The following is a 25,915-nucleotide window of genomic DNA, read 5'->3' as shown; positions in this document are numbered from 1 at the left end:
GCTTTTGCATTTTGTGCTCATTATCCTGTTTTTTTGTAAACGCTACACTAAAATAAGATCAAACAAGCCTTTCGAGTAGTTGCATTGGCTCATTCATCAAAGTAAACAACAAAGAAGCCCCTTCAGCTAAGCTGGAGGAACTTCACATTTTCTAGTATTCACTTACCTCAAACGTCAGCACCCGATCAAACAGGATATAATCCTTCCGACTTTTAAAAGGTCCTTTGTTATTGTCGTGTTTATCTATCGCATACGATGCCTTGCCACTTCCAGCTTGTTTGGCTTCATACCAGTTGATGAAATCATTTACTTCTTTCATGCTTAGGTCGAATTCTGGAATTTTATATTTTTATTGGATATAAAAAAAGCCCAAGAAGAATAAATCTCTCCTTGCGCTTCCAGATTGTAAATCTAATGAATTAGCTATTCCCATTCACCTGTTTTGATGTAAGTTGCATCATAAGCAACAATTACATTCGTTTTATCTGTTACCTTTTGTATATCATCGAACACAACTTCTTCTTCGCCGTAATCTACTAAACTCGAATCAACTTTCTCGAAGACCCCACAATCCTTCACATAAATTATATCTGGATGGTTAGAATCATATGGTAAGCTTTCAGGAAGATCTTCACCCGAAATTTCATGCGATTCGGCAACCGTAGTCGTCGATATTGCTCTAACAGGAATCATTCCAATAACAGCTATTACTAAAAGCGAGGCCCATATTTTTTTATTCATAGGATGTCTATTCTCCAGTTCATTTTTCCTATATTATACAGTAAATCAGATTAGTGGAATATTTTTTATTTTTCTTCGAGTTTAATTTAATATTGAAACCAGCTAGTTTGTAGTTTTAGCTCCAATCCTCAAGCCATAAACCGCAATATATCCTCAATCTTCTTCCCATGAGAGATCACACCGTAGTTCATCCAGCTCATAAAATCCACCTCATAGACATTGCCACTCTTCACCGCAGGCAGACGTTTCCATTCGTCCCTGTCGAGCAGTTCGCGCTCATCTCCAGGTTTGGCAGAATTTCCAGTGTCAAATGTAATCAACAAGTGATCCGCATGAAGCTGACTTAACTGGTCCAATCCAATGAAAATCCTCCGCTCGTGTCTTGTCCATTGCTGCACACGGGAGTGTGGAGTCATTCCAAGATCCTGATAAATTACAGGTCCAACGTAACCCTGCTGATCCCCATAGAGAGTAATATCCGAAGCGGATATACGCAAAAATGCCACTGTCTGACCACGTATATATCGTGCTAACCGGCTCTTAGCTTCCATTGCCTTGTCCTCATACGCACCAATTACATCTTGAACCCGATTCACCTTCCCTAACACATCGGCTGTCGATCTTAAAATAGAGCGCCAATCTTCTCCCAGATGATCCACGTAAAACGTAGGTGCTACCTGCTCAAAGCGGTCCAGATTCCATCGATCATATCCCTTGTTCAGCATGATAAAGTCCGGTATATTGCCCACATTAAATTGAGCATCCTGCTCGCTTACGTCGAATTCGGGTACGTCATCCAATCCCAAATAATGCTGTCTCCCCCAAGAATGATGCGAGCATTGCAGTACAGGTTTTACGCCAAGAGCCAACACAAAGTCCTCCAGATAAGGAGCAAAGACACGAACCTCTTGACGGTGATGACGGCGGTATAGTCCAGGTGAAATACCAGCATATTGCTTGAAACGACGACCAAAATAATACTCGCTGCTAAATCCCACATTCTGTGCAATTTCATGGATGCGATCATCCGTGAGCTGCAATAGTTGCTTCGAGCGCTCCAGCCGAACCGCATTTACATATTCAAGCGGGAGCTTGCCTGTAATTTTTTTGAATTGCCGAGTGTAGCTGGCTCTTGTTAGACCAATATCTGCTGCGAGCTCATCCACGGTTATGGTCTGATCATAGTGGTCGCCAATATAACGAATGGAACTTTGAAGACGGGCACGGTCATCGGGTACTTCAGTTTCGGGAGCACTCTGGCGAAGCAAGGCACGGAACCACTCCTGGAAACGAAGCTGTACCTCCCATTGCTCTAGCCAATCGCCGGAGATCTGTTGACGCAGTATTTGTTCCAAGGCTTCGAGACAGGAACTCCACGGGCTGTAACTGAGTTGCATAAGAGGTAATAATGTCGGAGAAACTGGACTTTGTGAAAATTCCTGCTGCTCCTCCGTGTTTCTTCTAGACAAAGCGTTCGAAGTCTCTTCGCTTAACTCAGCCACCATAAGATCAAGCTTATAATACTGCAATTCACTTTCTGTCCAAGGCGAACCTTCTATTTTAACGGATGTTCCAGCCGGAACAAACATAATCATTCCTTTTTCCAAATGAGATTCCCGATCTGAGCAAACTATTGACCCCTTCCCAGACGTTACAACAAATATGGCGTGTGAAGACGACATTCTGTATAACAAACGTTTATCGATGTGAGGCTTATGGTGATCTACGTATTCCATATGCTGAAGTGAGCATAGCCAGGGCTTGGGGATCAATTGTATTATGATGTGGCACATGTTCATCGTCCTCAACTGAGAATTATTATCATTTAAAATAGTGTATACGAAAAAAGAAAGCTCTTCAACCCTGGCTGAAGAACTTTCTTTATGAGATTATACTTATGGAGTCATTTTTTCCAAGAGATCATCAATTTTCATGGAATTCGCTGTAATCGCACCTGATTGCCAATGTGATCTTTCCATTATATATACCTGATTGTTCTTAACGGCCGGAAGAGATTTCCACAATTTGCTATCAAGTACCTTCAAGGCTTCCTTGTTCTCAGGAGAAGACCATTCTCCATTGGAAGGGAAAATAATAAGATGATCTGCATCAAGCTGCGGCACGGCCTCTTCAGACAGAATTTCCTGATATTCTTCCATCTTGCTAACCAGAGGATGAGGTGTTAGACCAAGCTCGGAATAAATAAATCCGGTAAATCGATTCTTCACACCGAACAAAGCCAGTGTGTCATCGTTAACATTCAGCCGGACAACTGCGACCGTCTCGTCTCCAACCGCTTCCTGCAGCTTCGATTTGGCATCTGCAATCTTGGCCTTAAATGCCGCAGCAACTTCTTCACCCTTGTCGGGTTTACCTACAACATCGGCAATGGTTTTCAAAATTTGATTTGAATCCTGCAGTACGCTCTCAGGCAGACGATACGTCGGTGCCACCTTGGAGTACATCTCATATTTCTCCATATCTACCCCACCATCTACAATGATGAGATCCGGATCATACTCCAACAAAGCTTCAATACTCCCTGTAGTATCAAATTGAGGAACATCCAGTGCTAAATAATCCTGTACACCCCACATCGGATTATACCACTGCACTACAGGTTTAATATCGAGCGCCTTCAGATAATCTTCCACATATATTCCAGCAATCCGCTGTGGCTGAACCGGAATCGTCACATCTCCAAATTCATCCTGTACAACCCGTGTAGCAGGCTCTGTCTCGGTTTCAGTAGTATTTTCTCCAGAGGCTGCACTTTCAGTTGCAGGAGTCTGTTCCGCATCCGTAGCGGTATTTGTACTACATCCTGAAATAACCAGACCCATGAGCAGTAATGTAATCGTCCACCCTTTGAAACCTTTAACTAAACCTACCATGTTACCCTTCACCCCTATGTGATCTGTTGATGTAACCGTGAGAATATTTCACATATAATGATTATCATTCTCATCGATTGCTTAGGTGAATTGTACCTTATGCCTCAGCCGACCCACAATGTACATTTGATGCTGTTTTTTTATACAAACGAAACAACCCTGGTGGCCCTCCCCCGCTTATCGCAGGGGCAACCTACCTTGTCGATAACTTTCCAACAGCTGATCCACAAAGGAATCATTCGCCGTACCCTGTAACAATGCAGCACCAATTAAACCCATATCATCACTCACATACCCCGCTAACTCAGGTTCGCCGGTGAGAGCCAAGGTCTGTTTGAACGCCTGTTCCCTGCATGCGCGCAGCACCTCTTCTTCAGCTACCGCGGTATCTTGAGCCCATCGTTCAAAAGCTTGCATCCACTCGTCAGCAAATGCAGAGGCATCCCTTTCATCCAGGTAAATTTCCACATCCAACCCTTCGAATGTCTGCTGGGTCAGAATCCGTCCCTCGTTAAGATCCAACAGTAGTTTCTCCACATCCGTTTTACTCATTGATCTCCCCTCCAGTTCATCATCATGTCAGATACATCTCAGGTATAACAAACCGCTTCATCATTCGATTAGGATCGGCTGTAAAATGATCCAATTGAAGTTCCTCGTATTCGCTAAGGATACTTTCAAAGATACGAGCAATCACACCACAATCTGCCAAAGCATTGTGCCTGTGTATTCCATCCGTATTCAGATCGTAATACCGAATCAAAAAATCCGTAGAGACGACCTCATTAACCTCAGGATGAATGTAGGTGAACATCGCTTTTGTATCGAGTACCGGGTTAGTCAACATCGGGAGACCATACTCATCACAATGCCGCTTCAAGATGGGCAGATCATATTCATATCCTGCTTGTGTTACAAGCACATTATCCCCAATAAATTTCAGAAATTCCTGAAATGTTTCTACGAACGATGGAGCCTCTATCATATCCTCATTCGAAATGCCTGTTAATTTTGCCACAGCTTCTGGTATAGGTTTGTTCGCACGTGTAAGTGAAGAAAATGTTGTGTTACACCGTTGACCTCTTTGGTAGTGCATCCCACCAAATTGAGTCACACTCTCCACCACGGGATTAATGCCCGTCCCTTCGAGATCAAATATGCAGTACATTCTATCCTGTAATGAAGATACGCTTAGATTTTCAATAAAGTATGTATCAGGCAACAGCGTAATTTTCATCCGTTCAACTCACTCTCCCCACTATCATTCTGGCTAATGCTTTTCTCATATATAACTCTGTTACTCCCACAATCGGGTGACCTGGACCAACTTGCGCGTTCCATCAAACTGTAACTTATAGATATCCGGCATCGTAGTCTTCTCCCAGAAATCATAACCGTAGGAAGAATCATAATGTTGTAAAATAAGTGTCATGACATCTCCATGGGTTCCGATGACTACCTTGCGACCCACATGTTTATGCAAAATTTTCTCGATCACCGCTACTGCCCTTGAGCGAGCCTGTTCACCAGACTCTCCACCTGGATACGCATACGTAGGATTACGGTACAACCGCTGCTTGGCTTCACGAAAATTATCATGCTTCACATCTGAACTCGATAACTGGCGTTCACGCAGATCTTCCTCTGTCACCACAATTCCACCTGACCGATCTGCCAGAATCTGAATCGTATCCACAGCTCGCCTATAAGGGCTAGAATAGAACAGTTGAATCTGCTCCCCATGGAGCAGACTGGCAACCGTTCCCGCATCTTGATGTCCTTGCTCTGTCAGCCCACGCTCGCGTTCCTGTCCTTCAACATACCGAGACTCCGCATGTCTAACAAAATACAAAACTGTGCTGGCTTCGCTCATCATCCATCCGCCAACCCTTTCTTCTTCTCAATGACAATCAGGCAGGTGCTATCTGGCAAAGGCGCAGGCTCGCCATCTTCGTTCATGAAGATCATTCGTTCTCCAAGTGCTTCCGTGTACCCCTCTTGAAGGAAATATCGGAGAGTAATAATTTCGGCTTGTTCACCCAGCGCTTCTCGAATACAGTTCTCATAGGCTGTCGGCGTGAATATACCGAACTGCTCCTGAATTTCATGCACGTATGCCTCTTCACCCCACGTATAGGTGTAGAGAAACTCCATTGCATCGTTGATCGGCAATACGACCTCATTTTCTGAGACCCGCTCATATTGAATTGCACGTCCCTGAAAATCCTCTGCATACCGCTCCAGCCAGCGCATCCCATCTGGTTCCAGAAAACGAATCCGGCGCTTCTGTGCCTCCGGTTCACTCATGATGCCATCTCGAATCAGAATTCTTCCTCCAGGTGACAGCACACGGAATGAACTTCTCAGCGCTGCTACAACCGTGTCGGAATTAAATCTTCGACCGTCCAGTTCAATATATGAATATAATTCATGCAGAATGGATGAAAAAATAACCGTATCCACTGTGCCTGGCTGCACATATTGCTCCAATTGCAGGGCATCGCCTTTCATCACTTGCCAGCGATGTCCCTCACGCTGTTTTTTGCGTTCCAGCGCTTCAATGACATTGGCTGAGATATCGATACCAATCGGCTCCACTTCCGGTTTTTCCTGCTCAATCAGATCCAGTAGAATTCCTCCACCTGGACCGATATCCAGTACCCGTTTACCAACGATATAGTCGAGCAGTACTTTTTTGTAATCACCGGAGCTGTTCATATCGGACAAATACGTCTCTTCGTTGTGGAAGCGGTCATAGGCATCCCGGCGTAATCCGAACAGGTCAAATAACAGCAGTACAGCCTTCTCGTATAACGGCGACTTTTCTGCTTCAATACAGAATGCAATCAGCTTCTCCGCCGCTGGAGAAAATTCAAAGGTCACAAACAGTGTATCCGGCAGATCCGCATGACGCTCAATGCGATGGGTTAGATGAGGATAAACAATCTGCTCTCCTGCGGTAATCTGTTCCCATGCATACTGTTCCAAATACTTTTCAATCATTCGTTTCTTGTAAATATTGAGCTTCTTAACGCCCTTGTAGTCGTAATACATCGTATTCATCAATGGTTCGAAGCTGATATGTCGAACGATTTCAGATCGACTCTCCATGGATGTTGGATTCATACTTTCGCTGCGAAGCGTCAACAGGAACACTTTCACCATCTCCTGCAACGAAAAATCCTGCATGGCCGACTCCACATACCATAATGTGCGATGAGCCAGCGGAGCCAGCGCCTGTTCTACATCCAGTTCGGTTTGGAGCTTGGCGTACGCCGTATCCATAGATTCTCCCTGCCGAATAGATGAACTTCTTAAGCGGGATAACCGTTCTTTCACGCTCCAGTCTTCATGAACAGGTCCAGCGATAATCCAGCCTACAATTCGCTGTACCTCAGCCTGAACCTGATTCCATAAAGCTGGATCAACGCCTGCAATAATGCATTCATTTAATGCCATCAGTATGGTGTGCAACTCATCTGTAGTAAGCCATCCTTTGACAATCAAGGCGTGGAGCGAAGCATTCTCGGCAAATGGAATCTCGCCGCGTATGTATTGACCAATAAGTCCATGCGTAGCAATTAGAGTACGAATAACTTCATGTCTTGGTGTGTGTGAATTCAGCGCATCATGCTCGTTTATATCCGCATTCTTACTTAAGGCATCGCCCGGAGATCCAAGTTGATTTAAACTCGTCTCCCTGCTCTTACCGATGTCATTATCCAGGTGGTCTGCCCCTGCGTATAGATCATATAACTGAGCGGACCCCACATTATGTACAAACAAGTTAACGCCCTGCTTTTGCCATACCCACCGCTGCTCCAATGATCCGGCCTTCGCCGTCTCTGACCAGATTAATACTTCCTCCAGAATTTCTCGCACCCAAAAAGAAACCTGAAGCTCCTCCAGCACGTGAAGTGTACGCTCTGTGTAGTCCAGCACCGGATTTGTTCCCTCAAGTTCGGCAATGGAATGAATGCGTTCGAGGTTAATATGGGGCTTCTCTGCTGCTGCCAGCAGTTGCAGCCATAATTGCTGGGCTTCCGGCGTGTTTCCTGACTTGTATGATTGTATGGCCTTTAATGAATGCAGCATAAATAAGTCCCCTCTCTTTCTCTACCCTTTTTATATAATATAGTTAGATTCGTCTAACAGACGAATTCGTTCCTGAACAAACTTGAGCAGCTGTTCCACCTCTTGAGCGGGCAAATCCTCGTCAAGACGCGCGGCAGCAACTGGCAGCATCCAGGACTCTATTGCTTCACGTGTAATCCCGGAAAGTTGCATATAATGATGGATGTAAAATTCGACCAGCGATTCACGAGCCTTTTCAAAACCCATTCGTATAGCAGGATCTGTATCTTCCGGCAATGTGGCACTCATTAATATTACCCAGCTTCGAGCCACATCACCCGCAGGATCACCGGACATTCCAGTCATCCAATCAATGACCCAGTATTGATCGCCAGCCTCACTGAGCATAACATTATCAGGGTGAAAATCGCCATGACAGATCTGCTGTTGATCAGGCAATATTGTTAAGTAAGAAAGGACTTGCGCTTGATCGTCCTCCGATAATAATTGAATATTGTGAATCGCTCCAGATAAAATCTGCTTCTGGGAGGGGAGTGTCCCTTCATCATCTCGCTCGCAATGAAGTCTGTAATGGCAGTCAGCCATTTTAAACGCCAGCTGCTCTAGTAACTCCGGTTGCTGAATGATAAGTGATAACAGGGTAATCCCCTGGATTCGCTCAAAAACAATGCCAGCACGCGACGTAGTATGTTCTATCAAGGATACTGCCTGTGGGACGGGGAGCCCTTTTTTGTATGCCAACTCACTTATTCTAAATTCATTCTGAACTGCTTCGTGAGGAAAATCCATTCGATATAACTTCATAATGTGCTCGTTCGAATAGGCATAGATTTCCGCAGTTCTTCCTTGACCGATTCGCTCCATATCTACCCTCCCTTTACTCGAACTCACTGCCTCTGACTTTGGAGAAAACCATACAATCAACCAGCGTACCCGTACTGTCCCGCCGCATCTTGCGCAATATACCTTCCAGTGTATAACCCGCTCGTTCCGCTACTTTGGCACTTCGCACATTGCGGGCATCACAGCGGATCTCCAGCCGGTTTGCCTCCAGATGAGTAATGGCAAATTGCTCTATCCCTTTCACCGCTTCTGTCACCAAACCCTCACCAGCTCGCGATGTTCGAATCCAGTAACCGATCTCAAAACAGCGTGCATTCCAGTCGATGCGATGTAACCCGCTGCTGCCTACGAATTCATCGGTATATCTATCACGCAAATGTAACATCATGTCGGTACGCTCCAGATATTGCAGTCTTGCTTTGCGAACAGTCATTTCAGACTCTTCCAATGAAGGGATTTTCTCAGCAAAAGGTAACCACAACCGCAGCTGCTCCGCACTCTCACGGACGGCTTCATTAACGGCTGCGCCATCCCCCCACTGTGGTGCTCGAATCGTGAGGCGTTCCGTATGGAAACTCTCGGGTATCGTTAACATAATCGGATTAAATGAAGATGAATCAGTCATATATACATCTACTCCTCCACCTGAAATATGGAATCAATGATCAGCGGCAAATTATCCCTTACGGACACTGCACCGAATACGGAACGTGCATGTACCCCCTGATCCCCAAATACCTCCATCATCAGATCCGAGAATCCATTTAGCACTTTATGATGTTCCTGATACGAAGCGGACGCATTGATAAACCCCTGCACTTTAACCACTCTCTTCACCCGATCCAGAGAACCCAGCACATCTTGAACGACAGCAAGCACCTCCAGTCCGGCATTTCGGGCAAAATCATATCCCTGTTCTGTTGTGAAGTCTGCTCCAACTTTACCTCGTTCGGACGTATCAGGCCCTTTCCCGGATACATACATGATTCCATTGACAATAACGGCATTGGCATACTTCGCTGCGGGGGCGCTTGCCTCCGGCAAAATGATCCCCAGTTCATTTAATCTCGCTTCAATCATCGTATATTCTCTCCCTCTTTTAAGGTCCTCACGGAACCCGATTCCTTGTATTCCTGCCTATAGACTCTTGGTGATACCTGAACGGTACGCTTGAACATCTTGCCAAAATGAGAGAAGTTACTGAATCCCGCAAGCCAGGCGATGTCCGTAATGGATTCTTCACTTTCTCGCAGCAAACGCTGTGCTTCCTTCACCCGTAACAGATTCAGATAATCACTGAAGGTAAATCCCGTCGTTTGTTTGAACAATCGACTCAGATAATGCGGACTAATGCGAAACATGCCCGCCACCTCCGGTAATGTCAGTGGTTTCTGATAGTTCTCATTCAGGTAACGTACAACTGCTTGTGTCTTGGGATGAAGAACCGGCTCACGATCATCGGAGCTTAACCTGCCCAAGTGTTGATTACGATAGGCATGCAGCAACAATTCAATAGCCCGGTGACGAAGCAACAGGTTGCTTCCAGGTTGAGGACAAAGCATTTCATCCACCATCTCGCTAACCATCCGTTCTAGAACCTCTGTGACCTGTGAAGGAAACCTTACAATAGGAATGTCCCAGCAGAAGGGTTCCTTTAAGCTTTCAACTAACTCCGCGGAAATAGCTATGGCTGCAAAAAGCTCAGGCTTCAAATACAGCACCATCCGTTCATGGTCGGGCATGCCACTCTCCAATGTTTTGTGAACCGTATTTCGGTCAACAAATACCAGATCGCCAGCCTTTACCAGATAGGTCCGGTCCTTAATGAAATAAATACGCTCGCCAGACAACAGGTAATACAACTCATAATGATCATGCAGGTGGTCATCCGTCATCGAGAAGTATCCAATGCGACGATCATATTCGATATGTAGTAAATCCGTGGGATCATGAAAATCTGCACTGAAAGGTTCTGTCATGTCGGCCTCTCTCCTTTCCATAAATTATAGCAAAATATGCGGCATTTGAAAGCGGTTACGCATAAAATGCGGCGAAAGAAGTACTCCCTTGTTATAGTCTAGAGCTATATTCAAGGAGGCGATAGACATGAGTAACAAGAAACGTTATGTATTAGTTGGAACCGGCGGCCGCGCCGAATTTTTTTATGGTGCTTTGACCCGGGATTACAGGGATACTTCCGAGCTTGTCGGCTTTTGTGATATAAATCAAGTCCGCATGAATTACGCAAATCAACTGTTGAAAGAAAAGTACAATTATCCCGAGGTACCTACTTATCCTGCAGATCAGTTTGACCAGATGATTGAGAAGGAGAAGCCTGACTATGTCATCGTAACGAGCGTTGACCGTACCCATCACAAGTATATCATTCGTGCGATGGAACTGGGTTGTGACGTTGTCACCGAAAAACCGATGACCATCGATGAGGAGAAATGTCAGGAGATTCTGGATGCCGTGAAGCGGACCGGACAGAACGTAAGAGTTACCTTTAACTACCGTTATGCTCCGCACCATACCAAAATACGCGAGCTTATTCTGAATGATACCATTGGAAAAGTTACTTCCGTTCACTTCGAGTGGCTGCTGAATACCCGCCACGGGGCAGACTATTTCCGCCGTTGGCATCGGGACAAGCGTAATAGCGGCGGACTGCTCGTGCACAAATCCACCCATCACTTCGACTTGGTGAATTTCTGGATTGGCTCACAACCTGATACTGTGTTTGCATTCGGAGATCTCATGTATTATGGCAGAGAAAATGCCGAGGAACGCGGTGTAACGCAGTTCTACAATCGGGCAACCGGCAATCCGATCGCAAAAGAAGATCCTTTTGCACTTCATCTGGATTCGGATGCTCATATGAAGTCCATGTATCTGGATGCTGAATCAGAAGATGGTTATCAGCGGGATCAAAGCGTATTTGGGGATGGCATCAACATTGAGGATACGATGGGTGTTCTGGTGAAGTATCGGAACAAAGCCATTCTGACCTACTCCCTCGTTGCCTACCAGCCATGGGAAGGTTACCGCATTGCCATTAATGGCACCAAAGGCCGGATTGAAATGAACATTGTGGAGCAATCCTATGTCAATTCATTGGGTGACAAAAGTAAAGAAGGTGCCTTGATCGGTAAAACGTTGCGGGTTCTTCCCATGTTCGATGCGCCATATGAGGTTGAAGTGGAAGAAAAAGCAGGTGGGCATGGCGGAGGTGACCCGGTTCTGCTGAACGATCTGTTTGGAGAGCCTGTAGAAGATCCGTTCCATCGTGCAGCTAACCACGTGGACGGTGCCAGATCCATTCTGACGGGTATTGCGGCCAATCGCGCCATCGCGACGGGCTTGCCTGTCAACGTCAATAATCTGGTTCGTTTCTAAGTCTCCCACGTTGTTGACCATATACGTCAAAAAGCGCAAGTTGCGAAGGCTTACTGCCCTGCACTTGCGCTTTTACATCTCAATATATTCTGTTGCTGGTATAAGTAAGATCATGGCCAATTGGATTGGAGAAGAACCCTCTCTCTGGTTACAAAGGAGAGATGAGTTTCGCCTTACACCTTCCGGTTCCACGCCGGGTGACGATAAAATTCAATCGTATCAATATAATTCACCGTGAACTGCTGTTCCACATCCGACAGGTTCAACAGCTTGCGGTCGATTTGCTTCATCCCCATGACCACATCGTGCCTGAGCAGGTCCATCGCAATTTTGCCTACAAACCCGCCTTCCATCTCTTTATGTTTGGTACGAAACTCTTCATTGTAGATCAGTTCAGGTGTGAATGCCGCTTCAACGAATGCATTAACAAGCGTAAGCTCATTACCATCCATCTGTACTGCCAGATAATAATTGCCACGCTCATCCTGAATGAGGTCTTTATACATCTCTACGATCATTTGAATCACTCCTCTATTATAAAATGAAACCCCGTTAGCCGTAACGAACATGGGCTATCAAACGTACACCTTCCTACCCCGTTCCTTCATATACTAGGTACAAATGGCGAACGGAGGAATACTTATGAGCTGGCAGCATCTCCATACTGGAAAAACACTTCAGCAGCGTCTGGCAGAACTCCAGGGGCACCTTGCAGAACTGAATACTCCACTCTCCGGCTTGGAACCGGGACGTATTCGTCGTGTCTATCCAAGGCAGTTTATCAAAGTAAACCGGCAGTTATTCATTCCACTCAGTCTGAATTCCATTCGGGTATTCGATATTCCTCGAACACGGCAGGGCGTCAGAGTGGGAATCCGCACGACTTTCCCTTCCAGGAATGCATTTAACAATATCAGACTTGTGGGCGTGGGACTGGATTATCTTGAACTCCAGGGAAAAGGCAGAGCCCCTTCCCGTATTTTATTTCCTCTCTCCAGCGTTGAGTCGATCTATCGGCCAACCGCCGGAAGAAAAAAACTGAAACGGCCGTGTACCCGGAAGTAAAGCTGGTTCTTATCGCAAGCCATACAATGGTTCCCAAATGTCTGCATACGGGTGCTCCCTTCCAATATATAATTATAACCCATGCAACCACTCATCTGCTGAAGAATCATTTTATGTCAAAAAGCGGTGAGAACAGAACTGCTTCTGTATCTCACAGCTCAGCCAGTTACGGATCAAGCTGACCCTTCACATGTGTACATCAGATTCCTGTCCATACATCCTTGGCATAACGACCTTCCTGCTGAAGCTGATTGAGCCAATCTTCTGCTTCCTTCGCGGACTTGCCATGAATATCAGCGTATGCCTGCTGGAGTGTAGCTTCCACATCAGGTGCCATCTTGCTGCCATCACCGCAGATATACAGATGCGCACCCTCTTCAAACAAAGGAATCAGATGATGGGCATCGTCTCTCATCAGATGTTGTACATAACATTTCTCCTCCCCGTCTACACGGGAGAAGGCCGTATGAAGTTTCACAAGCCCTTCTTGCTGGGCTGCTTCCAGTTCATTTTTGTACAGATAATCATGCTCAGGATTCCGGCATCCAAAGTACAGATGGGCTTCGCCAACCTCTTGGCCTTGTTCCTTCAATACATGCCTTGCCTGCAAGAAACCTCGGAATGGAGCAACACCTGTACCCGGACCTACCATGATGACGGGAACCTGTGCATCCTCCGGCAGTTGAAACCCAGATTCCGGTGTCCGCGTAAACATCACGATCTCGTCACCCGACCTCAGGTTAGCCAGATAGTTGGACGCAATACCTTTGTATTCTCCCTGCCCACTCCATGCCGGGGCACGCACAACACTGACCGTAATACTCGCTTGATCGGGCTGAACACGCGGTGAACTGGAGATCGAATAATATCTGGCTTTTAATGAAGGCAGTAATTCAAGGAAACGCTCAAACGGCAGTTCACATGCCTCATATTTCACCAGATAATCCAGCATGGAGATCCGTTTGTTCCGCACTTCATCCATATACACAGATTCATCAAGCAGCGCTTCAAGCTCCTTCTTATGCGGTGGACATACGGTGTATGCTGCCATTTCTCTCAGTTGCGCACGAGTTGCCGCTTCCTGAAGCTCAACGCTATGACTAAGCAGATCATACAGGTTAACCGGTTGATGCAGCGGCAGATGCGCGGCACTTCGACCAGATGCATCCAGAACGAGATGCTCCGTTCCGGTGAATCCATAACGACGCAATACACGTTCCACCAGCTCTGGTGGGTTCTGCGGCAGAATGCCCAGGTGATCCCCTTCCTTGTAGGTTATGCCTTCAGGCAATTTGATCTCCAGGTGACGTGTACTGCGTTCACTGCCTGCGTCGTGAAGCTCTCTGTTCTCCAGTACTTCCGCTACATGGGCATCATACGTATCCGCAAGCGGTGTTACGGCAAGCCCACTGACAAACTGTACAGATAGTGAACTGCGTTCGCTATTGGAGCTTGTATTTAGCTTTAGTCCCATCGTTCGTGCGAGATCCGGCCATAATTGCTCCGTCCAATCCCCGACCTGTTTCTCGAAATCACCGCTGGCATCTGACTCACCCAGCGGTGATAACCGCTCTGCTCCTCTGGAAGATAACTGTTCATCAATTAAACGCGGAATACGCTGATAGGTGCTGGCCCAGTTGTGGTCACCGCATCCAAGAACGGCGAAACGCACCCCTTTGAATTCATTGGCATCCGCATGTTCAATCCACTCGACAAACATCTTGGCATTACTTGGCGGCTGACCGTTATAGGATGCACTGACAATAATGACGGCACCCTCCTTTGGCAGTTTGCCAACACGATCATTCAGCGCAGCGACCTCACTCCGGAAACCCTGATATCTGGCGGTATCCGCAATTTCACGAGCAATGCCTTCAGCGGTGCCCAGATTGGAACCGTACAGAACAAGCATCGGTGTGTGGTGGGCATTCGCTGCATCCGGCTCTGTTCTTTTGGCAACCGGCTTTGGTTCTTCGACCGCTACACCCGGAACGGCCATGACTGGTTGCCCGCCACGCGCACGTACACGAATTGTGAAGTTATCCGGTTTGAGTGTCAGTGTTTCTTTCACCTTTAACTGATAATCAGAATGATCTATGAAGTCAAAATGCTTCAACACCATGCCCAGTACCAGCGTTGCTTCCTGAAGTGCAAACTGCTGACCAATGCAGGCCCGTTGACCATTACCAAAAGGTTTATAAGCATCATGCGGCACTTTGCTCGGATCTTCGAACCGTTCCGGGCGGAATTCCTCTACGTCGTCTCCCCATGCTTCGCGGTCGCGATGCAGCTTGGGAATAAGTACACTGACGCTGTCACCTTTCTGCAGAGGATATTGACCCGCAAGCACTGTATCTTCCTTGGCATACAGAGAAAAGGCCGGAGCTGTAGGCCATAACCTTAGTGCTTCGTTTAAAACCATACGAACGTACTTCAGATTGCGGACCTGATTGTACGTTGGAACCGGATCTTTCAGGACCTGATCCACTTCAGCTTGGGCTTTAGCCAGTGTATCGGGATTTTTCATCAGATAATAGATGGCGAAGGATAACAGACCACTTGTGGTCTCATGTCCTGCAATCAGGAAGGTAATAATCTGATAACGGATGTTCTCATCATCCAGTGTTTCTCCTGTCTCGGGGTCCTTGCCGCTGAGCATGTGGGACAACAGATCGTCTGCCCCTTCCTGCGGTTTCTCTTTGCGCTCGGCAATGATGTGATCCACCAACGAGAACATCGAACGGATATCTTGTTCAAACTGTTTCTTTTTGGTAATCATCAGCTTGTCTTGCAGACGCAGGCGCTGCAATGAACTCATGGATTCATCCAATGCCCTTACCATACTCGTTATGAATGGGTGTGGTTCTTCCCGGTAGAAGCTGTTAAACCGGTAGTTGAAACCACACAGTCCAATCGTGTCGAGCGTAAGACGTGTCATATCATCCGGAACGTTAACTGTCTCATCCGGGTTCAATCGTGACCATTTCTGAACCAGCTGCACAGCCAGATCAATCATTTTGTTGTGATATCCCTGCATCGCACGTTGACTGAAACTTGGCAGCAGCACGTTATGCGCTTTTTTCCAATTCGGCTCCTCGGTCCAACTCGTAAACAGTCCATCTCCTGCAAAAGCACGAACCTTCGCAAGGGGTGCCCACACCCGTTTGTCGAATTTGGATTCATCCGTTACCTCGGCGACCAGTTCGTGACCTGAAATATACAATTCACTTCGCCCGGGGTACTCCATACGAAAGATCGGTCCATATTCTTCGGCAAGTTTTACCAAGGATTGCACCGGCTCTTCAAAATTCAATTGCGGCAGATTGCCCAGTGGGCCAAATGTTTTTGGTTGAGGCACTGAAATTGGTGGCATGACACTCACTCCTTCTTTCCAAGTTAAGAGTTCTACAACTAAAATAATGACTTGATTTACAGACGCGATTACACTTACTCTTCAGATCAACAGATTCAAGTTATTTTTTGCACATTTTCATATTTCATCCAGATAACGATAAACCATTTAAAGAACCAACTGACTGAAATGGTATATTGGTCATTTTTGATTAAAAAAAATGGATGACTTCGTTATCTTCTTTTACCCTAACATTTCCAGTTCCAATCTTCAACAGTCCCAAAGTCATAGGACCTCAGGACAGGGATTAAGGTATACTTATGAATTCTTTAATAGATTCTGAATAGCCAACTCCATCTCTAATGGAGCAACTGTCGTTTCATAACGGCCATGGACGTTCCCACTGCGGTCAATCAGGAATTTGGTGAAATTCCATTTGATCCCGTCTCCTTGATACAATTCTGGATGCTTCTCCTTCACAAAGGTGTCCATCCACTGTCCTTCCTTCGTGTTCAGATCATAACCTTGAAATGGGGCTTCTTCAATCAGATAACGGAACAACGGATGCATCGATTGCCCAACGACCTCAACCTTCTCCAAAATCGGAAAGGATATCTGAAACTGACTTCTGCAATACTCAGCTACCTCAGCGCTACTACCAGGTTCTTTGTCGTTAAACTGGTTGCACGGGAACGCCAGAATCTCCAGCCCCTGATCACTAAATTTCTCATACATCTGCTGAAGTTCACTGAATTGCCGCGAGTAGCTACACCGACTTGCTGTATTCACAATAAGTAGCACCTTCCCTTTAAAAGCAGAAAAATCACCCTTGTGTCTATCCATAAACGGAACTTGGTAAGAAAATATACTCATCTGTATTCATCCTCCTCTTTCACTTTTGTATCTCATATGAACTCTCTCTTGAGATGGATTATACACCCCTATCATTAATAGGTGAAATATATAATTAATATAATTTTAATAGTTTTTAACTATAGTAGACAAAATAAAAAACTGCCCTTAGCAGTCACACACTGCATCTCGGACAGTTATCAAAATCATGATGCGCCCATCACCTTCGACACACCGTTAACCCATTATTAAACCATATACAATGCCTGGTCCGTGTACGCCAATGGTTAAATCATTTTCAATATCGGAAGAGCGGCTTGGCCCTGAAATAAAGTGGATGCCTGCCGGAAGATTCTCTCTTCCCACTTCGTCAAATCGATCCAGCGTCTCACCCAGTCTGGTGTACAGTCGATCCACTGGGATAATGATGATGAGTACCGTAGGCAAGAGACTGACTGAACGACCTTTTTCCGGTGAAGAAAGTACAGTAACCGAGCCTGTGTATGCTGTTGCATAATCCGCCATGACCACACCGATATCAGCTTCAGCTGCCCGGGCCTTCCAGTTCTCATCCGCCTGACTATTCCACACTGAGATCTGTACATCCGGTAACTGCTCTTCCAATCCGAGATCCTGTAACGCCTGTTCATTCTGCCGAATGATATATCTGGCACTCAGTTCATGAGATTTGTTGGCAATGAATTGAGATACTTCTTCCATGTTCTGAACCCGGGCAATGTGTGCGCCTACACTCACAAAGTTATCGGTAAATGCTTGAATACGCTTCTCTTCATCCCATTCCAGTTCAGTCCAAAAGTCGGGTGCTCCCCGAAAGGGTTGGGTCGGCGCATGGCGTTGCCTTGGTCTCTTCAATTTCGAAGCAATGTCATTCATAAACTGCTCCTGTTTCTCCATGGACTTCTTCTCCAATTGTGCGAGCCATTGCTGATGTTCAGTGACCATGCTTAGTACCCTCCCCCTCTTCTCGTTCACGAATAATCTGCTCCATACGGCTGCGAACGGAAGAATCCATGGCCGATTGCTCCTGGTTCAGTTCCTGATCCAGCTTGTTCCATTGTTGCCGGAAGGATTTCTTGGCGAGGCTTGGCGCAACCCGATATTTGTTCCAGCCTTTAAGTGGACCCAATTTGAGAGAAATGCCGTTGTTGCGTACAACTGCCTTCTGCCCAATCTGTCCGAGACGTATGGCCGCTCTGAAACGTTTGGAATTGGATACAACAGCGGCAAATCCCTTCATGCCCATGCTCTCCATTTTGTTTCCATGGCCGTCTTCCACTTTACGCCTACGTAGATAAACGAGCATATCATGCAATGGAATTTTAACTGGACATGCTTCATAACAGGCTCCGCACAGACTCGAAGCACCCGCAATATCGTTCCATTCATCAATGTTGCCATTGAGTGCAGGTGTCAGTACCGCGCCAATCGGACCACTATAGGTGCCACCATAGGCATGACCTCCAATATGACGATATACTGGACAAGCATTCAGACAAGCACCGCAGCGAATACAATTCAGTAACTCCTGGAATTCAGGATCACCAAGCTGTAGGGATCGACCGTTGTCCACGATAATAATGTGCATTTCATCTGGTCCATCTCCATCCGCTGTACGACGCGGACCTGTGATGCCTGACATGTACATCGTTAGTTTCTGACCTGTTGCGGAGCGTGGTAACAAGGTTGCCATGACCTCCAGATCCGTCCACGACGGGATGATTCGCTCCATGCCCATCAGTGTAATCTGCGTTTTGGGAACAGTGGATACCATACGGGCATTACCTTCATTTTCGAACAAAACCATGGAACCTGTCTCTGCAATCGCAAAATTGCAGCCGGTCATGCCGATATCTGCTTCGAGGAATTTCTCGCGCAGCTTTTTGCGAACAAATCCGGCAAGCACCGTTGTGTCCGGCTCCAGAATCTCACCCGCTTCCTTGGATAATAACTCTGCAATCTGATAGCGGTTCTTATGGATGGCTGGAATGACAATATGAGATGGGGCTTCGCCTGCCAACTGTATGATATATTCACCCAGGTCCGTCTCGATGGCTTCAATGCCCGCCGACTCCAGCACATGATTCAGATGTACTTCCTCCGACACCATCGATTTGGACTTCACCACCGTTGAAGCTTGTTTGTGCGCCACAATATCCAGTGCAATTGCCGCTGCTTCCACCGATGTATCTGCAAAATGAATATGAACCCCGTTCGCACGGGCGTTATTCACAAATTCATTCAGATAATAATCCAGATACGCAATCGTATGCAGACGAATCTGACGGCCACGCTCCCGCCATTCATCCCAATTTCCATGTTCTTCTGAGGCAGACTTCTTTCCGTTACGCAATCGTTCTGTCGTGAATTTGACCGCTTTACGCAGAAAATCATCATTCAAGGCCAGTCCGGCACGTTCTTTGACCGTCGTATCCATAACTCCCGGTTGGCTCATCCTGTTCGCACCCCCTCATACAATAGTTCCGCCAGATGCATCACACGCACCGGTTCATTCCGATAACGCAGATTCCCTGCGATATTCATCAGGCAGGCCATGTCCAGCCCAACCAGTACTTCGGCTTGTGTCTCTTTGACATGATCGACTTTCTCCGTCACCATCGCTCCTGAAATATCGGACATTTTAATGGCAAACGTACCCCCAAACCCACAACAATCCTCAGCAAATGGGAGTGGAACCAATTCCAGTCCCTTTACCTGAGAGAGCAGCGCCATCGGCTCATCCTTCACACCAAGCAGACGGCTGCCATGGCAGGATGGATGATAGGTTACTTTGTGCGGAAAATGTGCGCCCAGATCGGTTATCCCGAGTACCTGAACAAGGAATTGAGTAAACTCATAAGCTTTGGCTTCCAATCGTTTTGCCTTCTCCAACCATACTGGTTCATCCGCGAACAGCTCGGGATAATGATGAATCATATACGTACACGATCCGGATGGACATACCACAAAATCACTGTCGTCAAACGCTTCAAGAATCGTTTTGGCCGCTACCCGAGTCTCATCCCAGTACCCGCTATTGTAGGAAGGCTGACCGCAGCAGGTCTGAATCGGCGGAAAATCCAGCCGAACACCATGAGCGGCGAGCAATCTGACCATGGCTTCCCCCACTCGGGGATAGATGGCATCGCTGAGGCAGGTAATGAATAAGGAGACCTTCATAATTACACGCTCCTATTAACTGATTAGTAGATGAATTAACTAAGAGTATTTACACTAAACACTCCGATGACAGAATAACCTTCCGATCGCTGTTATCCCCAGATTTCTAATTTACTCTTTAAAGGGTAAAATCCGGGGATAAAGACGCAGTATATGCTTCCGATGCAGCTTTCTTTCAGAAAGCTTTTAGCTTCGCTTCTTCAAGTTATTTCTATCCTCTACGTTTCGTGTAAATGTTTAGTTCAATTTATATAGATAAAATCTAAAAGATTAAACCGTGATGATACCAATGTCGTATCCGCTCAAACGGTCGGTCTGTTCAGCCTCCAATGGCTGATTGGTAACAATCGTATGGACTGCATTTAACCCGGATACTCGGGCAAAAGCACGGACACCAAATTTACTGGCATCTGCAAGTAAGATGACCTGATCGGCTATGCCAACCATCTTCTGCTTCAGCCTTGCCTGGAGTTCATTGGATTCACTGATTCCGCCACCTTCGAGATGTACACCTTTGCACGACATGAACATTTTATCCACGTGATACGTTTCCAGAGAACGCTCCGCGAGCGGCCCAACAAAAGACAACGAGCGCGATGCCAACTGGCCCCCTGTTGAGATGACCTCAACCTTGTCACGGCTACTGAGTTCAGTGGCGATTTGGATCGAGTTGGTTAAGACCGTCAGCGGAAAATCCGGCATGTTCGCTGCCATATAACCTGCCGTTGTGCTCGCATCCAACAGAATGCGATCACCCGGATTAATCATCGCCAGTGCCGCTTGTGCAATCCGCTTTTTCTCTTCCGCATGGGTTGTCTCCCTGATCCGGTATGGGATCTCCGGTTGATCTTCCTTCACACTCACTGCACCACCGTGAGATCGGCGCAATCGACCTGCCTGTTCCAGCCGATCCAGATCCCGCCGGATGGTTTCCTCCGTCACCCGGCAGCGTTCACTAAGCTCGGATACACGCATACTGCCTTTTACGTTCACCATCTCCACAATTCGGTCATATCGCTCGGCTGCCAGCATGTTACACCTCACTCCCCGCTTGTGAATTAGATGAAACCGTCACACGCAGAAATCTGCCATAAGCATCTTCCCAGATTGACCTGTCCTGCGGCTCATACGCAGTTACCGGAAATGAATCACGAATGGCCTTACGGGCTTCCCAAATATCTTTAAAAGCTCCGCTCGCCATCCATTGCACAGCCATATTGCCGATGGCACTTCCCTCTGCCGGACCTGCCCATACCGGCTTGCCAATGGAATTTGCAGTCCACTGACATAACAGGCGGTTCTGGATGCCTCCACCGACCATATGCAATCCGTTGAACGTCTGTCCCGATAATTGTTCCGTCCATTCCAGGACTCTCCTATACTTCAACGCCAGACTCTCCAGAATTGCCCGGGCAATAGCCCCCTGATCCTCTGGTACCACTTGCCCTGTCTCACGGCAATACTGACGTATACGCGTCGTCATATCTCCTGCGGGCATAAACAGTTCATCATCCGGGTCAAACAAACTGGCAAATGGAGGTGCCTGTTCAGCCTTTGCTAATAACGCATCATAGCTAATTCCCTGCCCCTGGCGCTCCCACTCCCGCATGCTTTCCTGCAAAATCCACAGTCCCATAATGTTCTTCAGCAGACGAAATGTTCCCCCCGCCCCGCCTTCATTCGTGAAATTCAAGGCCAGACTCTGGCTACTTATCGCAGGATGATCTATCTCCGTACCCATCAGGGACCAGGTTCCACAGCTCAGATAAGCAAATGAACGTTCCGTTGCAGGAACAGCCACAACGGCTGAACCCGTATCATGCTCCGCAACAGCGATCACGGGAATCGGGGACAATCCCAGATCGTTACAGATACTGCTTCGCAATTGTCCAACAAGGGTACCTGGCAGCACGGCTTCACCAAACAATTTCTCCGAAATACGAATATGCGCCAGCAACTCACTATCCCACTGCCCCGCTGATGGATTGTATAATTGGGTTGTGGTTGCATTCGTGAACTCATTCACCGCTTCTCCGGTCAGGAAATAACGTAGCAAATCCGGAATCATGAGAAAACGCTCTGCTTCATGAAGTAACGGGGAACCGCTGCGTTGAAGTGTCGCCAATTGATACAAGGTATTAAAGCTAAGAAACTGAATCCCTGTACGTTCGAATATTCGCTGGGAGCTCAGCTCTTGGCGCACCTGATCCATCATGCCGTTAAACTGTGTATCACGGTAATGATACGGGTTACCCAGCAACTCACCATTACTGCCAAGCAGACCAAAATCAACGCCCCACGAATCGATCCCCAGGCTCTCTGGTTTTTCTCCCTGCTGTTTCACAAGTGTAAGCCCTTGCAACAATTCATGATGCAATCGCAGGATATCCCAGTGCATCCGCTCGCCAACCTTCACTGGTTCATTCTTGAACCGATGAATTTCGCTCGTTTCGATCCCTCGATCATTCAGTTGTCCCAGTAACGCTCTCCCGCTCCCAGCGCCCAAATCATAAGCCAGCACACTCACCGTGCTTCACCAACCTTTCGAACCCATCCTATTTTCCATACGGTATCCCTTGATTCAGTCCGTAACCCTGTACTTTATTCTGTATTAATTGTTTGTTTGTTTTTGTTTAATACTGTTTTACTTTATTTAACGAGTATATCACCATTGTAAGCGTTTGAATACCCTTCGGTTTTTCTTTCTTTTGGGTATAGCAAAAACGACTCTCTCCCACCTGGGAGGAGCCGCAGTTCTTCTTTCACGTATAAAATTGACCTTTGCTTACCCCCATCTGGGGCTGTACATCTCTCTCAAAATGCTTAAAGCGTGTCCCCTGATACGTCAGCATCCCTCGATCATTTTCCACCATCATGCCATAATGGTTTCCGCCAACAATCAGTTCAGTGCGCTCCCCATTGTCGAATTCAAATGTAACATAATACCGGGTCATCGCACTGCTATCGCCGCTGCCACCTGAGACTTCCGTTCGTTTGGCCACCACCGTTGAGTGCAGGGTTAACAAAGCTGCCGCGTTATTTGACATCCCTGAGCGTATGCCTGAAATAATAACAAAAACAATAACTCCCGCAATGATGAGAAATATGGCGCCAATGAAAATCGAAGCAAATGCATTCATTGTAGCAAATTCATTAAATCCCGAGAAAAAACCACCCTGATTGCCTTCAAAACCTGGTACTCCATTCATGTCGTCAAACACACCAAAACCGTCTACGCTTAATCGGCCCATCGATGAGGACACGCTCGTTAACGCCATTCATCATCGTTCCTTTCTCCTTGCAAAAATAAAGATGCACCGCCCCCCACGCAAGGAAGGCGGTGCATGCAGACAACCCGTTCTGCCTTGTCCGTATACTATATGAACCAGATCAGGAATACAGACGTTCAAGTTCGTCGACCAGACTGCCGACATAAGCAACCGCAGAGCGAATCGGCTCAGGTCCGGACATATCCACACCCGCAAGCTTCATTAACTCCTGTGGTGTGAGACTTCCACCAGCTTTGAGTGCATTAAGCCAGCGATCTACCGCAGGCTGTCCTTCTTCCCGAATCTGCTGTGCTGCCGCGGTGGAAGCCGTCAAGCCTGCCGCATAGGTATATGGATATAGTCCCATATAATAATGAGGTTGTCTCATCCATGTGAGCTTCGCCCCTTCATCAATTACCAGATCAGGTCCCCAGAATTCGGAAAGGATGTCTCCTTTGAGCTGACTCAACGTCTTCGCCGTAATGGGCTCATCATTGGTTGCGCGTGCATACACCCTGCGCTGTAATTCACCTTCCAGCAGATGTGTAACGAAGTTATGGTAATACGTGTTCAACAGTTGCAAAATGACCCAGCGACGCATTCTCGGATTATCGGAACGCTTCAATAGATGATCTGCCAGAAGCATTTCATTCATGGTCGACGGTGCCTCAATAAAATAAAGAGATGGCCGTGTATTCGTGAGCCGTTGGTAACGTCCCGCAAGCATGAAATGGCCTGCATGTCCTACTTCATGGGCAAGCGTAAATGCTCCGCGCATATTGTTTGCCCATGAAATTAAGATATAGGAGTGTGAACCATATATAGAGGAGCAAAATGCCCCTGTTGATTTGCCTGCGTTATCTGCGTAATCCACCCAGCGATCACGGAATGCGCGCTCTACGATCTCGCCGTACTCCGGCCCAAGCACATCAAGCGCTTCTCGAATGAGTATGCACGCCTCATCATATGTAATGGCAGGGCTAAATTCAGGATCAAGCGGCGCCTTCAGATCACAAAACATCAGTTTGTCCAGACCCAGCTCACGTTTCTTGAGAGCCGCCAGTCTGCGCATATGAGGTGCGAGTTCTTGCTGGATAATATCCAGAATATTATTGTACATCTCTTTGCTCACTTGTTGTGGGCTGAGAAGCATATCTGTAACATCGTCGTAACCACGCAGCCTGGATAAAACAACCTGTTTCTTCACTTCGGTTGCATAACCTTCTGCGAACGTATTTTTGTACTCATTCAATGTGGAGCTGAATGCAGCATAAGCAGAGCGGCGCAGCTTTGTGTCAGACGACATCTCATAATTATTTTCATAGAACGACCAGGACAGTGGACGATTATTGTCCTCTCCATCAAGAGCATCGTCAAACGTCATGTCTGCCAGTTTACCGCGCAGATAGATACGGTATGGTGAATCCAGCACCTCTCCGAGTGAGGCGAGTACCTTCTCGGTCTCCGGTGTGAGCCGATGTGCTTTTTCTCGAATCAAACGCTCCAAACTTCGCGCATATGGTTCCAGATCCGGAAGCTCTTGAATATAACGCTCTACAGTTCCATCCGGAAGTTCAACGATCTCTGAATTTATAAAAGACAAGGACGACGACAGATTTGATAGGATATCTCCTGCTTTAGCTGAATTCTCAATATTGACCGGATTGGTGCTGTCCTCGGACTGCTTCAAGCGGGCATAAGAAGCCGTCTTGCCGATCCGCTCCTGCAAAGCTTCACGCGCATCCAGACAAGCCAGCAATTGTTCAGCGCCTTCGCCCAGACGTCCTTTGAACGTTTCGATCTGGGCAGCAGCCAGTGGAAGTGATCGAAGCTCCTGCTCCCACTCTACATCGGTTACAAACAAGTCTTTCAGATCCCAAGTGGTTTCTGGGTTTACCTCAGCACGTGTGCGTATTTTTTCCATCTTTAGTTGTCATCCTCCTTGCATTTCCAATATCTCTCATCGTATCATATTACGCTTATCTATACATGACATCTGCGAACAATGAGACTTTTGGTATAGATTTAAGGTCGAGCAGACAAACGGGTTACTCCATATTACTCCGCTGGCAGAATAGCCTTTCGATCGCTGTTATCCCCGGATTTTTTGATTCACTTTTAAAAGGTGAAAATCCGGTGATAAAGGCGAACGCTTCGCTTCTTAAGTCTATTTCTGCCCGCTGCGTTAGGAGTAAACTATTGATCATGTG

At 46.9% G+C, this 25,915-nt stretch carries 23 protein-coding genes and 1 pseudogene; 2 read left to right on the top strand and 22 right to left on the bottom strand.

All coding sequences use genetic code 11. The features are described from left to right. Positions 1–151 precede the first annotated feature (151 nt). The 12 genes and pseudogenes from MKY92_RS12440 to MKY92_RS12385 form a co-directional block, all read right to left on the bottom strand. Positions 152–334: pseudogene (locus MKY92_RS12440) on the bottom strand (hypothetical protein); the annotation flags it as partial. An 89-nt stretch (positions 335–423) separates the two neighbouring features. Continuing rightward, positions 424–741, bottom strand: a complete 318-nt coding sequence (locus tag MKY92_RS12435) for a hypothetical protein (protein ID WP_339300924.1) — start codon at positions 739–741, stop codon at positions 424–426. Between the two features lie 128 nt (positions 742–869). After that, positions 870–2,423 (bottom strand): helix-turn-helix domain-containing protein, encoded by a 1,554-nt coding sequence (locus MKY92_RS12430; protein WP_339300922.1) that lies wholly within the window; start codon positions 2,421–2,423, stop codon positions 870–872. 213 nt (positions 2,424–2,636) lie between these two features. Continuing rightward, positions 2,637–3,635 (bottom strand): ABC transporter substrate-binding protein, encoded by a 999-nt coding sequence (locus tag MKY92_RS12425; protein ID WP_339300921.1) that lies wholly within the window; start codon positions 3,633–3,635, stop codon positions 2,637–2,639. Positions 3,636–3,812: 177 nt separating this feature from the next. Continuing rightward, complete coding sequence (locus MKY92_RS12420; RefSeq protein ID WP_076249601.1) at positions 3,813–4,187, bottom strand: hypothetical protein; 375 nt, start codon at positions 4,185–4,187, stop codon at positions 3,813–3,815. 22 nt (positions 4,188–4,209) lie between these two features. Further along, the gene (locus MKY92_RS12415; RefSeq protein ID WP_339300919.1) at positions 4,210–4,872 is read right to left on the bottom strand and encodes a 3'-5' exonuclease; all 663 of its coding nucleotides are present in this window, start codon (positions 4,870–4,872) and stop codon (positions 4,210–4,212) included. Positions 4,873–4,932: 60 nt separating this feature from the next. Then, positions 4,933–5,487: a histidine phosphatase family protein gene (locus MKY92_RS12410; protein ID WP_339300917.1), complete on the bottom strand. Its 555-nt coding sequence runs from the start codon at positions 5,485–5,487 to the stop codon at positions 4,933–4,935. A gap of 20 nt (positions 5,488–5,507) precedes the next feature. Continuing rightward, positions 5,508–7,730, bottom strand: a complete 2,223-nt coding sequence (locus tag MKY92_RS12405) for a class I SAM-dependent methyltransferase (protein ID WP_339300916.1) — start codon at positions 7,728–7,730, stop codon at positions 5,508–5,510. A gap of 30 nt (positions 7,731–7,760) precedes the next feature. After that, complete coding sequence (locus tag MKY92_RS12400; RefSeq protein ID WP_339300915.1) at positions 7,761–8,594, bottom strand: aminoglycoside phosphotransferase family protein; 834 nt, start codon at positions 8,592–8,594, stop codon at positions 7,761–7,763. A 13-nt stretch (positions 8,595–8,607) separates the two neighbouring features. After that, complete coding sequence (locus MKY92_RS12395; protein WP_339300913.1) at positions 8,608–9,198, bottom strand: GNAT family N-acetyltransferase; 591 nt, start codon at positions 9,196–9,198, stop codon at positions 8,608–8,610. Positions 9,199–9,206: 8 nt separating this feature from the next. After that, positions 9,207–9,653 (bottom strand): RidA family protein, encoded by a 447-nt coding sequence (locus MKY92_RS12390; RefSeq protein WP_339300912.1) that lies wholly within the window; start codon positions 9,651–9,653, stop codon positions 9,207–9,209. Further along, positions 9,650–10,552 (bottom strand): AraC family transcriptional regulator, encoded by a 903-nt coding sequence (locus tag MKY92_RS12385; RefSeq protein WP_339300911.1) that lies wholly within the window; start codon positions 10,550–10,552, stop codon positions 9,650–9,652. The genes MKY92_RS12390 and MKY92_RS12385 overlap by 4 nt, the downstream gene beginning before the upstream one ends. 127 nt (positions 10,553–10,679) lie before the next feature. On the opposite strand from MKY92_RS12385, the gene MKY92_RS12380 reads away from it, so the two are divergent. After that, entirely contained in the window at positions 10,680–11,969 is a 1,290-nt protein-coding gene (locus MKY92_RS12380; protein ID WP_307537314.1) for a Gfo/Idh/MocA family oxidoreductase, read from the top strand. A gap of 173 nt (positions 11,970–12,142) precedes the next feature. On the opposite strand, the gene MKY92_RS12375 is transcribed toward MKY92_RS12380, so the two are convergent. Continuing rightward, positions 12,143–12,487, bottom strand: a complete 345-nt coding sequence (locus MKY92_RS12375; RefSeq protein WP_215075235.1) for a hypothetical protein — start codon at positions 12,485–12,487, stop codon at positions 12,143–12,145. Between the two features lie 124 nt (positions 12,488–12,611). On the opposite strand from MKY92_RS12375, the gene MKY92_RS12370 reads away from it, so the two are divergent. Further along, entirely contained in the window at positions 12,612–13,034 is a 423-nt protein-coding gene (locus MKY92_RS12370) for a hypothetical protein (protein WP_339300910.1), read from the top strand. Between the two features lie 199 nt (positions 13,035–13,233). Here the strand turns inward: MKY92_RS12370 and MKY92_RS12365 are convergent, their stop codons facing one another. The 9 genes from MKY92_RS12365 to pepF form a co-directional block, all read right to left on the bottom strand. Further along, positions 13,234–16,407, bottom strand: a complete 3,174-nt coding sequence (locus MKY92_RS12365) for a bifunctional cytochrome P450/NADPH--P450 reductase (RefSeq protein WP_339300908.1) — start codon at positions 16,405–16,407, stop codon at positions 13,234–13,236. A 297-nt stretch (positions 16,408–16,704) separates the two neighbouring features. Beyond that, positions 16,705–17,259, bottom strand: coding sequence for a glutathione peroxidase (locus tag MKY92_RS12360; protein WP_339300907.1), 555 nt, complete (start codon positions 17,257–17,259; stop codon positions 16,705–16,707). 216 nt (positions 17,260–17,475) lie between these two features. Next, entirely contained in the window at positions 17,476–18,201 is a 726-nt protein-coding gene (locus MKY92_RS12355; RefSeq protein WP_339300906.1) for an LUD domain-containing protein, read from the bottom strand. Then, positions 18,191–19,711, bottom strand: coding sequence for a LutB/LldF family L-lactate oxidation iron-sulfur protein (locus MKY92_RS12350; protein WP_339300905.1), 1,521 nt, complete (start codon positions 19,709–19,711; stop codon positions 18,191–18,193). Before MKY92_RS12350 ends, MKY92_RS12355 begins: the two co-directional genes overlap by 11 nt. Then, positions 19,708–20,436 carry a (Fe-S)-binding protein gene (locus tag MKY92_RS12345; RefSeq protein WP_091031478.1) on the bottom strand — a complete coding sequence of 243 codons (729 nt, stop codon included), beginning with the start codon at positions 20,434–20,436 and terminating at the stop codon, positions 19,708–19,710. Before MKY92_RS12345 ends, MKY92_RS12350 begins: the two co-directional genes overlap by 4 nt. Before the next feature lie 270 nt (positions 20,437–20,706). After that, on the bottom strand, positions 20,707–21,468 hold the full coding sequence (locus MKY92_RS12340; protein ID WP_339300903.1) for a DeoR/GlpR family DNA-binding transcription regulator: 762 nt from the start codon (positions 21,466–21,468) through the stop codon (positions 20,707–20,709). Position 21,469: 1 nt separating this feature from the next. Beyond that, on the bottom strand, positions 21,470–22,963 hold the full coding sequence (locus tag MKY92_RS12335) for a rhamnulokinase family protein (RefSeq protein WP_339300902.1): 1,494 nt from the start codon (positions 22,961–22,963) through the stop codon (positions 21,470–21,472). Between the two features lie 235 nt (positions 22,964–23,198). Further along, a complete protein-coding gene (locus tag MKY92_RS12330; RefSeq protein WP_339300900.1) occupies positions 23,199–23,714 on the bottom strand; it encodes a DUF2500 domain-containing protein in 516 nt (171 codons plus the stop codon). Between the two features lie 112 nt (positions 23,715–23,826). Next, positions 23,827–25,629 (bottom strand): oligoendopeptidase F, encoded by a 1,803-nt coding sequence (gene pepF, locus MKY92_RS12325; RefSeq protein ID WP_339300899.1) that lies wholly within the window; start codon positions 25,627–25,629, stop codon positions 23,827–23,829. Between the last annotated feature and the right edge of the window lie 286 nt (positions 25,630–25,915).

Origin of the sequence: Paenibacillus sp. FSL R5-0623 (genome assembly GCF_037974265.1) — a bacterium.
Taxonomy (GTDB): Bacteria; Bacillota; Bacilli; order Paenibacillales; family Paenibacillaceae; genus Paenibacillus.
Note: the sequence above shows the minus strand (reverse complement) of the source record. Positions and strands in the feature narration are given on the sequence as shown.

Bases quoted from the DNA above. Each gene is read 5' to 3' on its own strand.
- MKY92_RS12435 (WP_339300924.1), bottom strand. From the start codon at position 741: ATGAATAAAAAAATATGGGCCTCGCTTTTAGTAATAGCTGTTATTGGA.
- MKY92_RS12430 (WP_339300922.1), bottom strand. From the start codon at position 2,423: ATGTCGTCTTCACACGCCATATTTGTTGTAACGTCTGGGAAGGGGTCA.
- MKY92_RS12425 (WP_339300921.1), bottom strand. From the start codon at position 3,635: ATGGTAGGTTTAGTTAAAGGTTTCAAAGGGTGGACGATTACATTACTG.
- MKY92_RS12420 (WP_076249601.1), bottom strand. From the start codon at position 4,187: ATGAGTAAAACGGATGTGGAGAAACTACTGTTGGATCTTAACGAGGGA.
- MKY92_RS12415 (WP_339300919.1), bottom strand. From the start codon at position 4,872: ATGAAAATTACGCTGTTGCCTGATACATACTTTATTGAAAATCTAAGC.
- MKY92_RS12405 (WP_339300916.1), bottom strand. From the start codon at position 7,730: ATGCTGCATTCATTAAAGGCCATACAATCATACAAGTCAGGAAACACG.
- MKY92_RS12400 (WP_339300915.1), bottom strand. From the start codon at position 8,594: ATGGAGCGAATCGGTCAAGGAAGAACTGCGGAAATCTATGCCTATTCG.
- MKY92_RS12395 (WP_339300913.1), bottom strand. From the start codon at position 9,198: ATGACTGATTCATCTTCATTTAATCCGATTATGTTAACGATACCCGAG.
- MKY92_RS12390 (WP_339300912.1), bottom strand. From the start codon at position 9,653: ATGATTGAAGCGAGATTAAATGAACTGGGGATCATTTTGCCGGAGGCA.
- MKY92_RS12385 (WP_339300911.1), bottom strand. From the start codon at position 10,552: ATGACAGAACCTTTCAGTGCAGATTTTCATGATCCCACGGATTTACTA.
- MKY92_RS12380 (WP_307537314.1), top strand. From the start codon at position 10,680: ATGAGTAACAAGAAACGTTATGTATTAGTTGGAACCGGCGGCCGCGCC.
- MKY92_RS12375 (WP_215075235.1), bottom strand. From the start codon at position 12,487: ATGATCGTAGAGATGTATAAAGACCTCATTCAGGATGAGCGTGGCAAT.
- MKY92_RS12370 (WP_339300910.1), top strand. From the start codon at position 12,612: ATGAGCTGGCAGCATCTCCATACTGGAAAAACACTTCAGCAGCGTCTG.
- MKY92_RS12365 (WP_339300908.1), bottom strand. From the start codon at position 16,407: ATGCCACCAATTTCAGTGCCTCAACCAAAAACATTTGGCCCACTGGGC.
- MKY92_RS12360 (WP_339300907.1), bottom strand. From the start codon at position 17,259: ATGAGTATATTTTCTTACCAAGTTCCGTTTATGGATAGACACAAGGGT.
- MKY92_RS12355 (WP_339300906.1), bottom strand. From the start codon at position 18,201: ATGGTCACTGAACATCAGCAATGGCTCGCACAATTGGAGAAGAAGTCC.
- MKY92_RS12350 (WP_339300905.1), bottom strand. From the start codon at position 19,711: ATGAGCCAACCGGGAGTTATGGATACGACGGTCAAAGAACGTGCCGGA.
- MKY92_RS12345 (WP_091031478.1), bottom strand. From the start codon at position 20,436: ATGAAGGTCTCCTTATTCATTACCTGCCTCAGCGATGCCATCTATCCC.
- MKY92_RS12340 (WP_339300903.1), bottom strand. From the start codon at position 21,468: ATGCTGGCAGCCGAGCGATATGACCGAATTGTGGAGATGGTGAACGTA.
- MKY92_RS12330 (WP_339300900.1), bottom strand. From the start codon at position 23,714: ATGGCGTTAACGAGCGTGTCCTCATCGATGGGCCGATTAAGCGTAGAC.
- pepF (WP_339300899.1), bottom strand. From the start codon at position 25,629: ATGGAAAAAATACGCACACGTGCTGAGGTAAACCCAGAAACCACTTGG.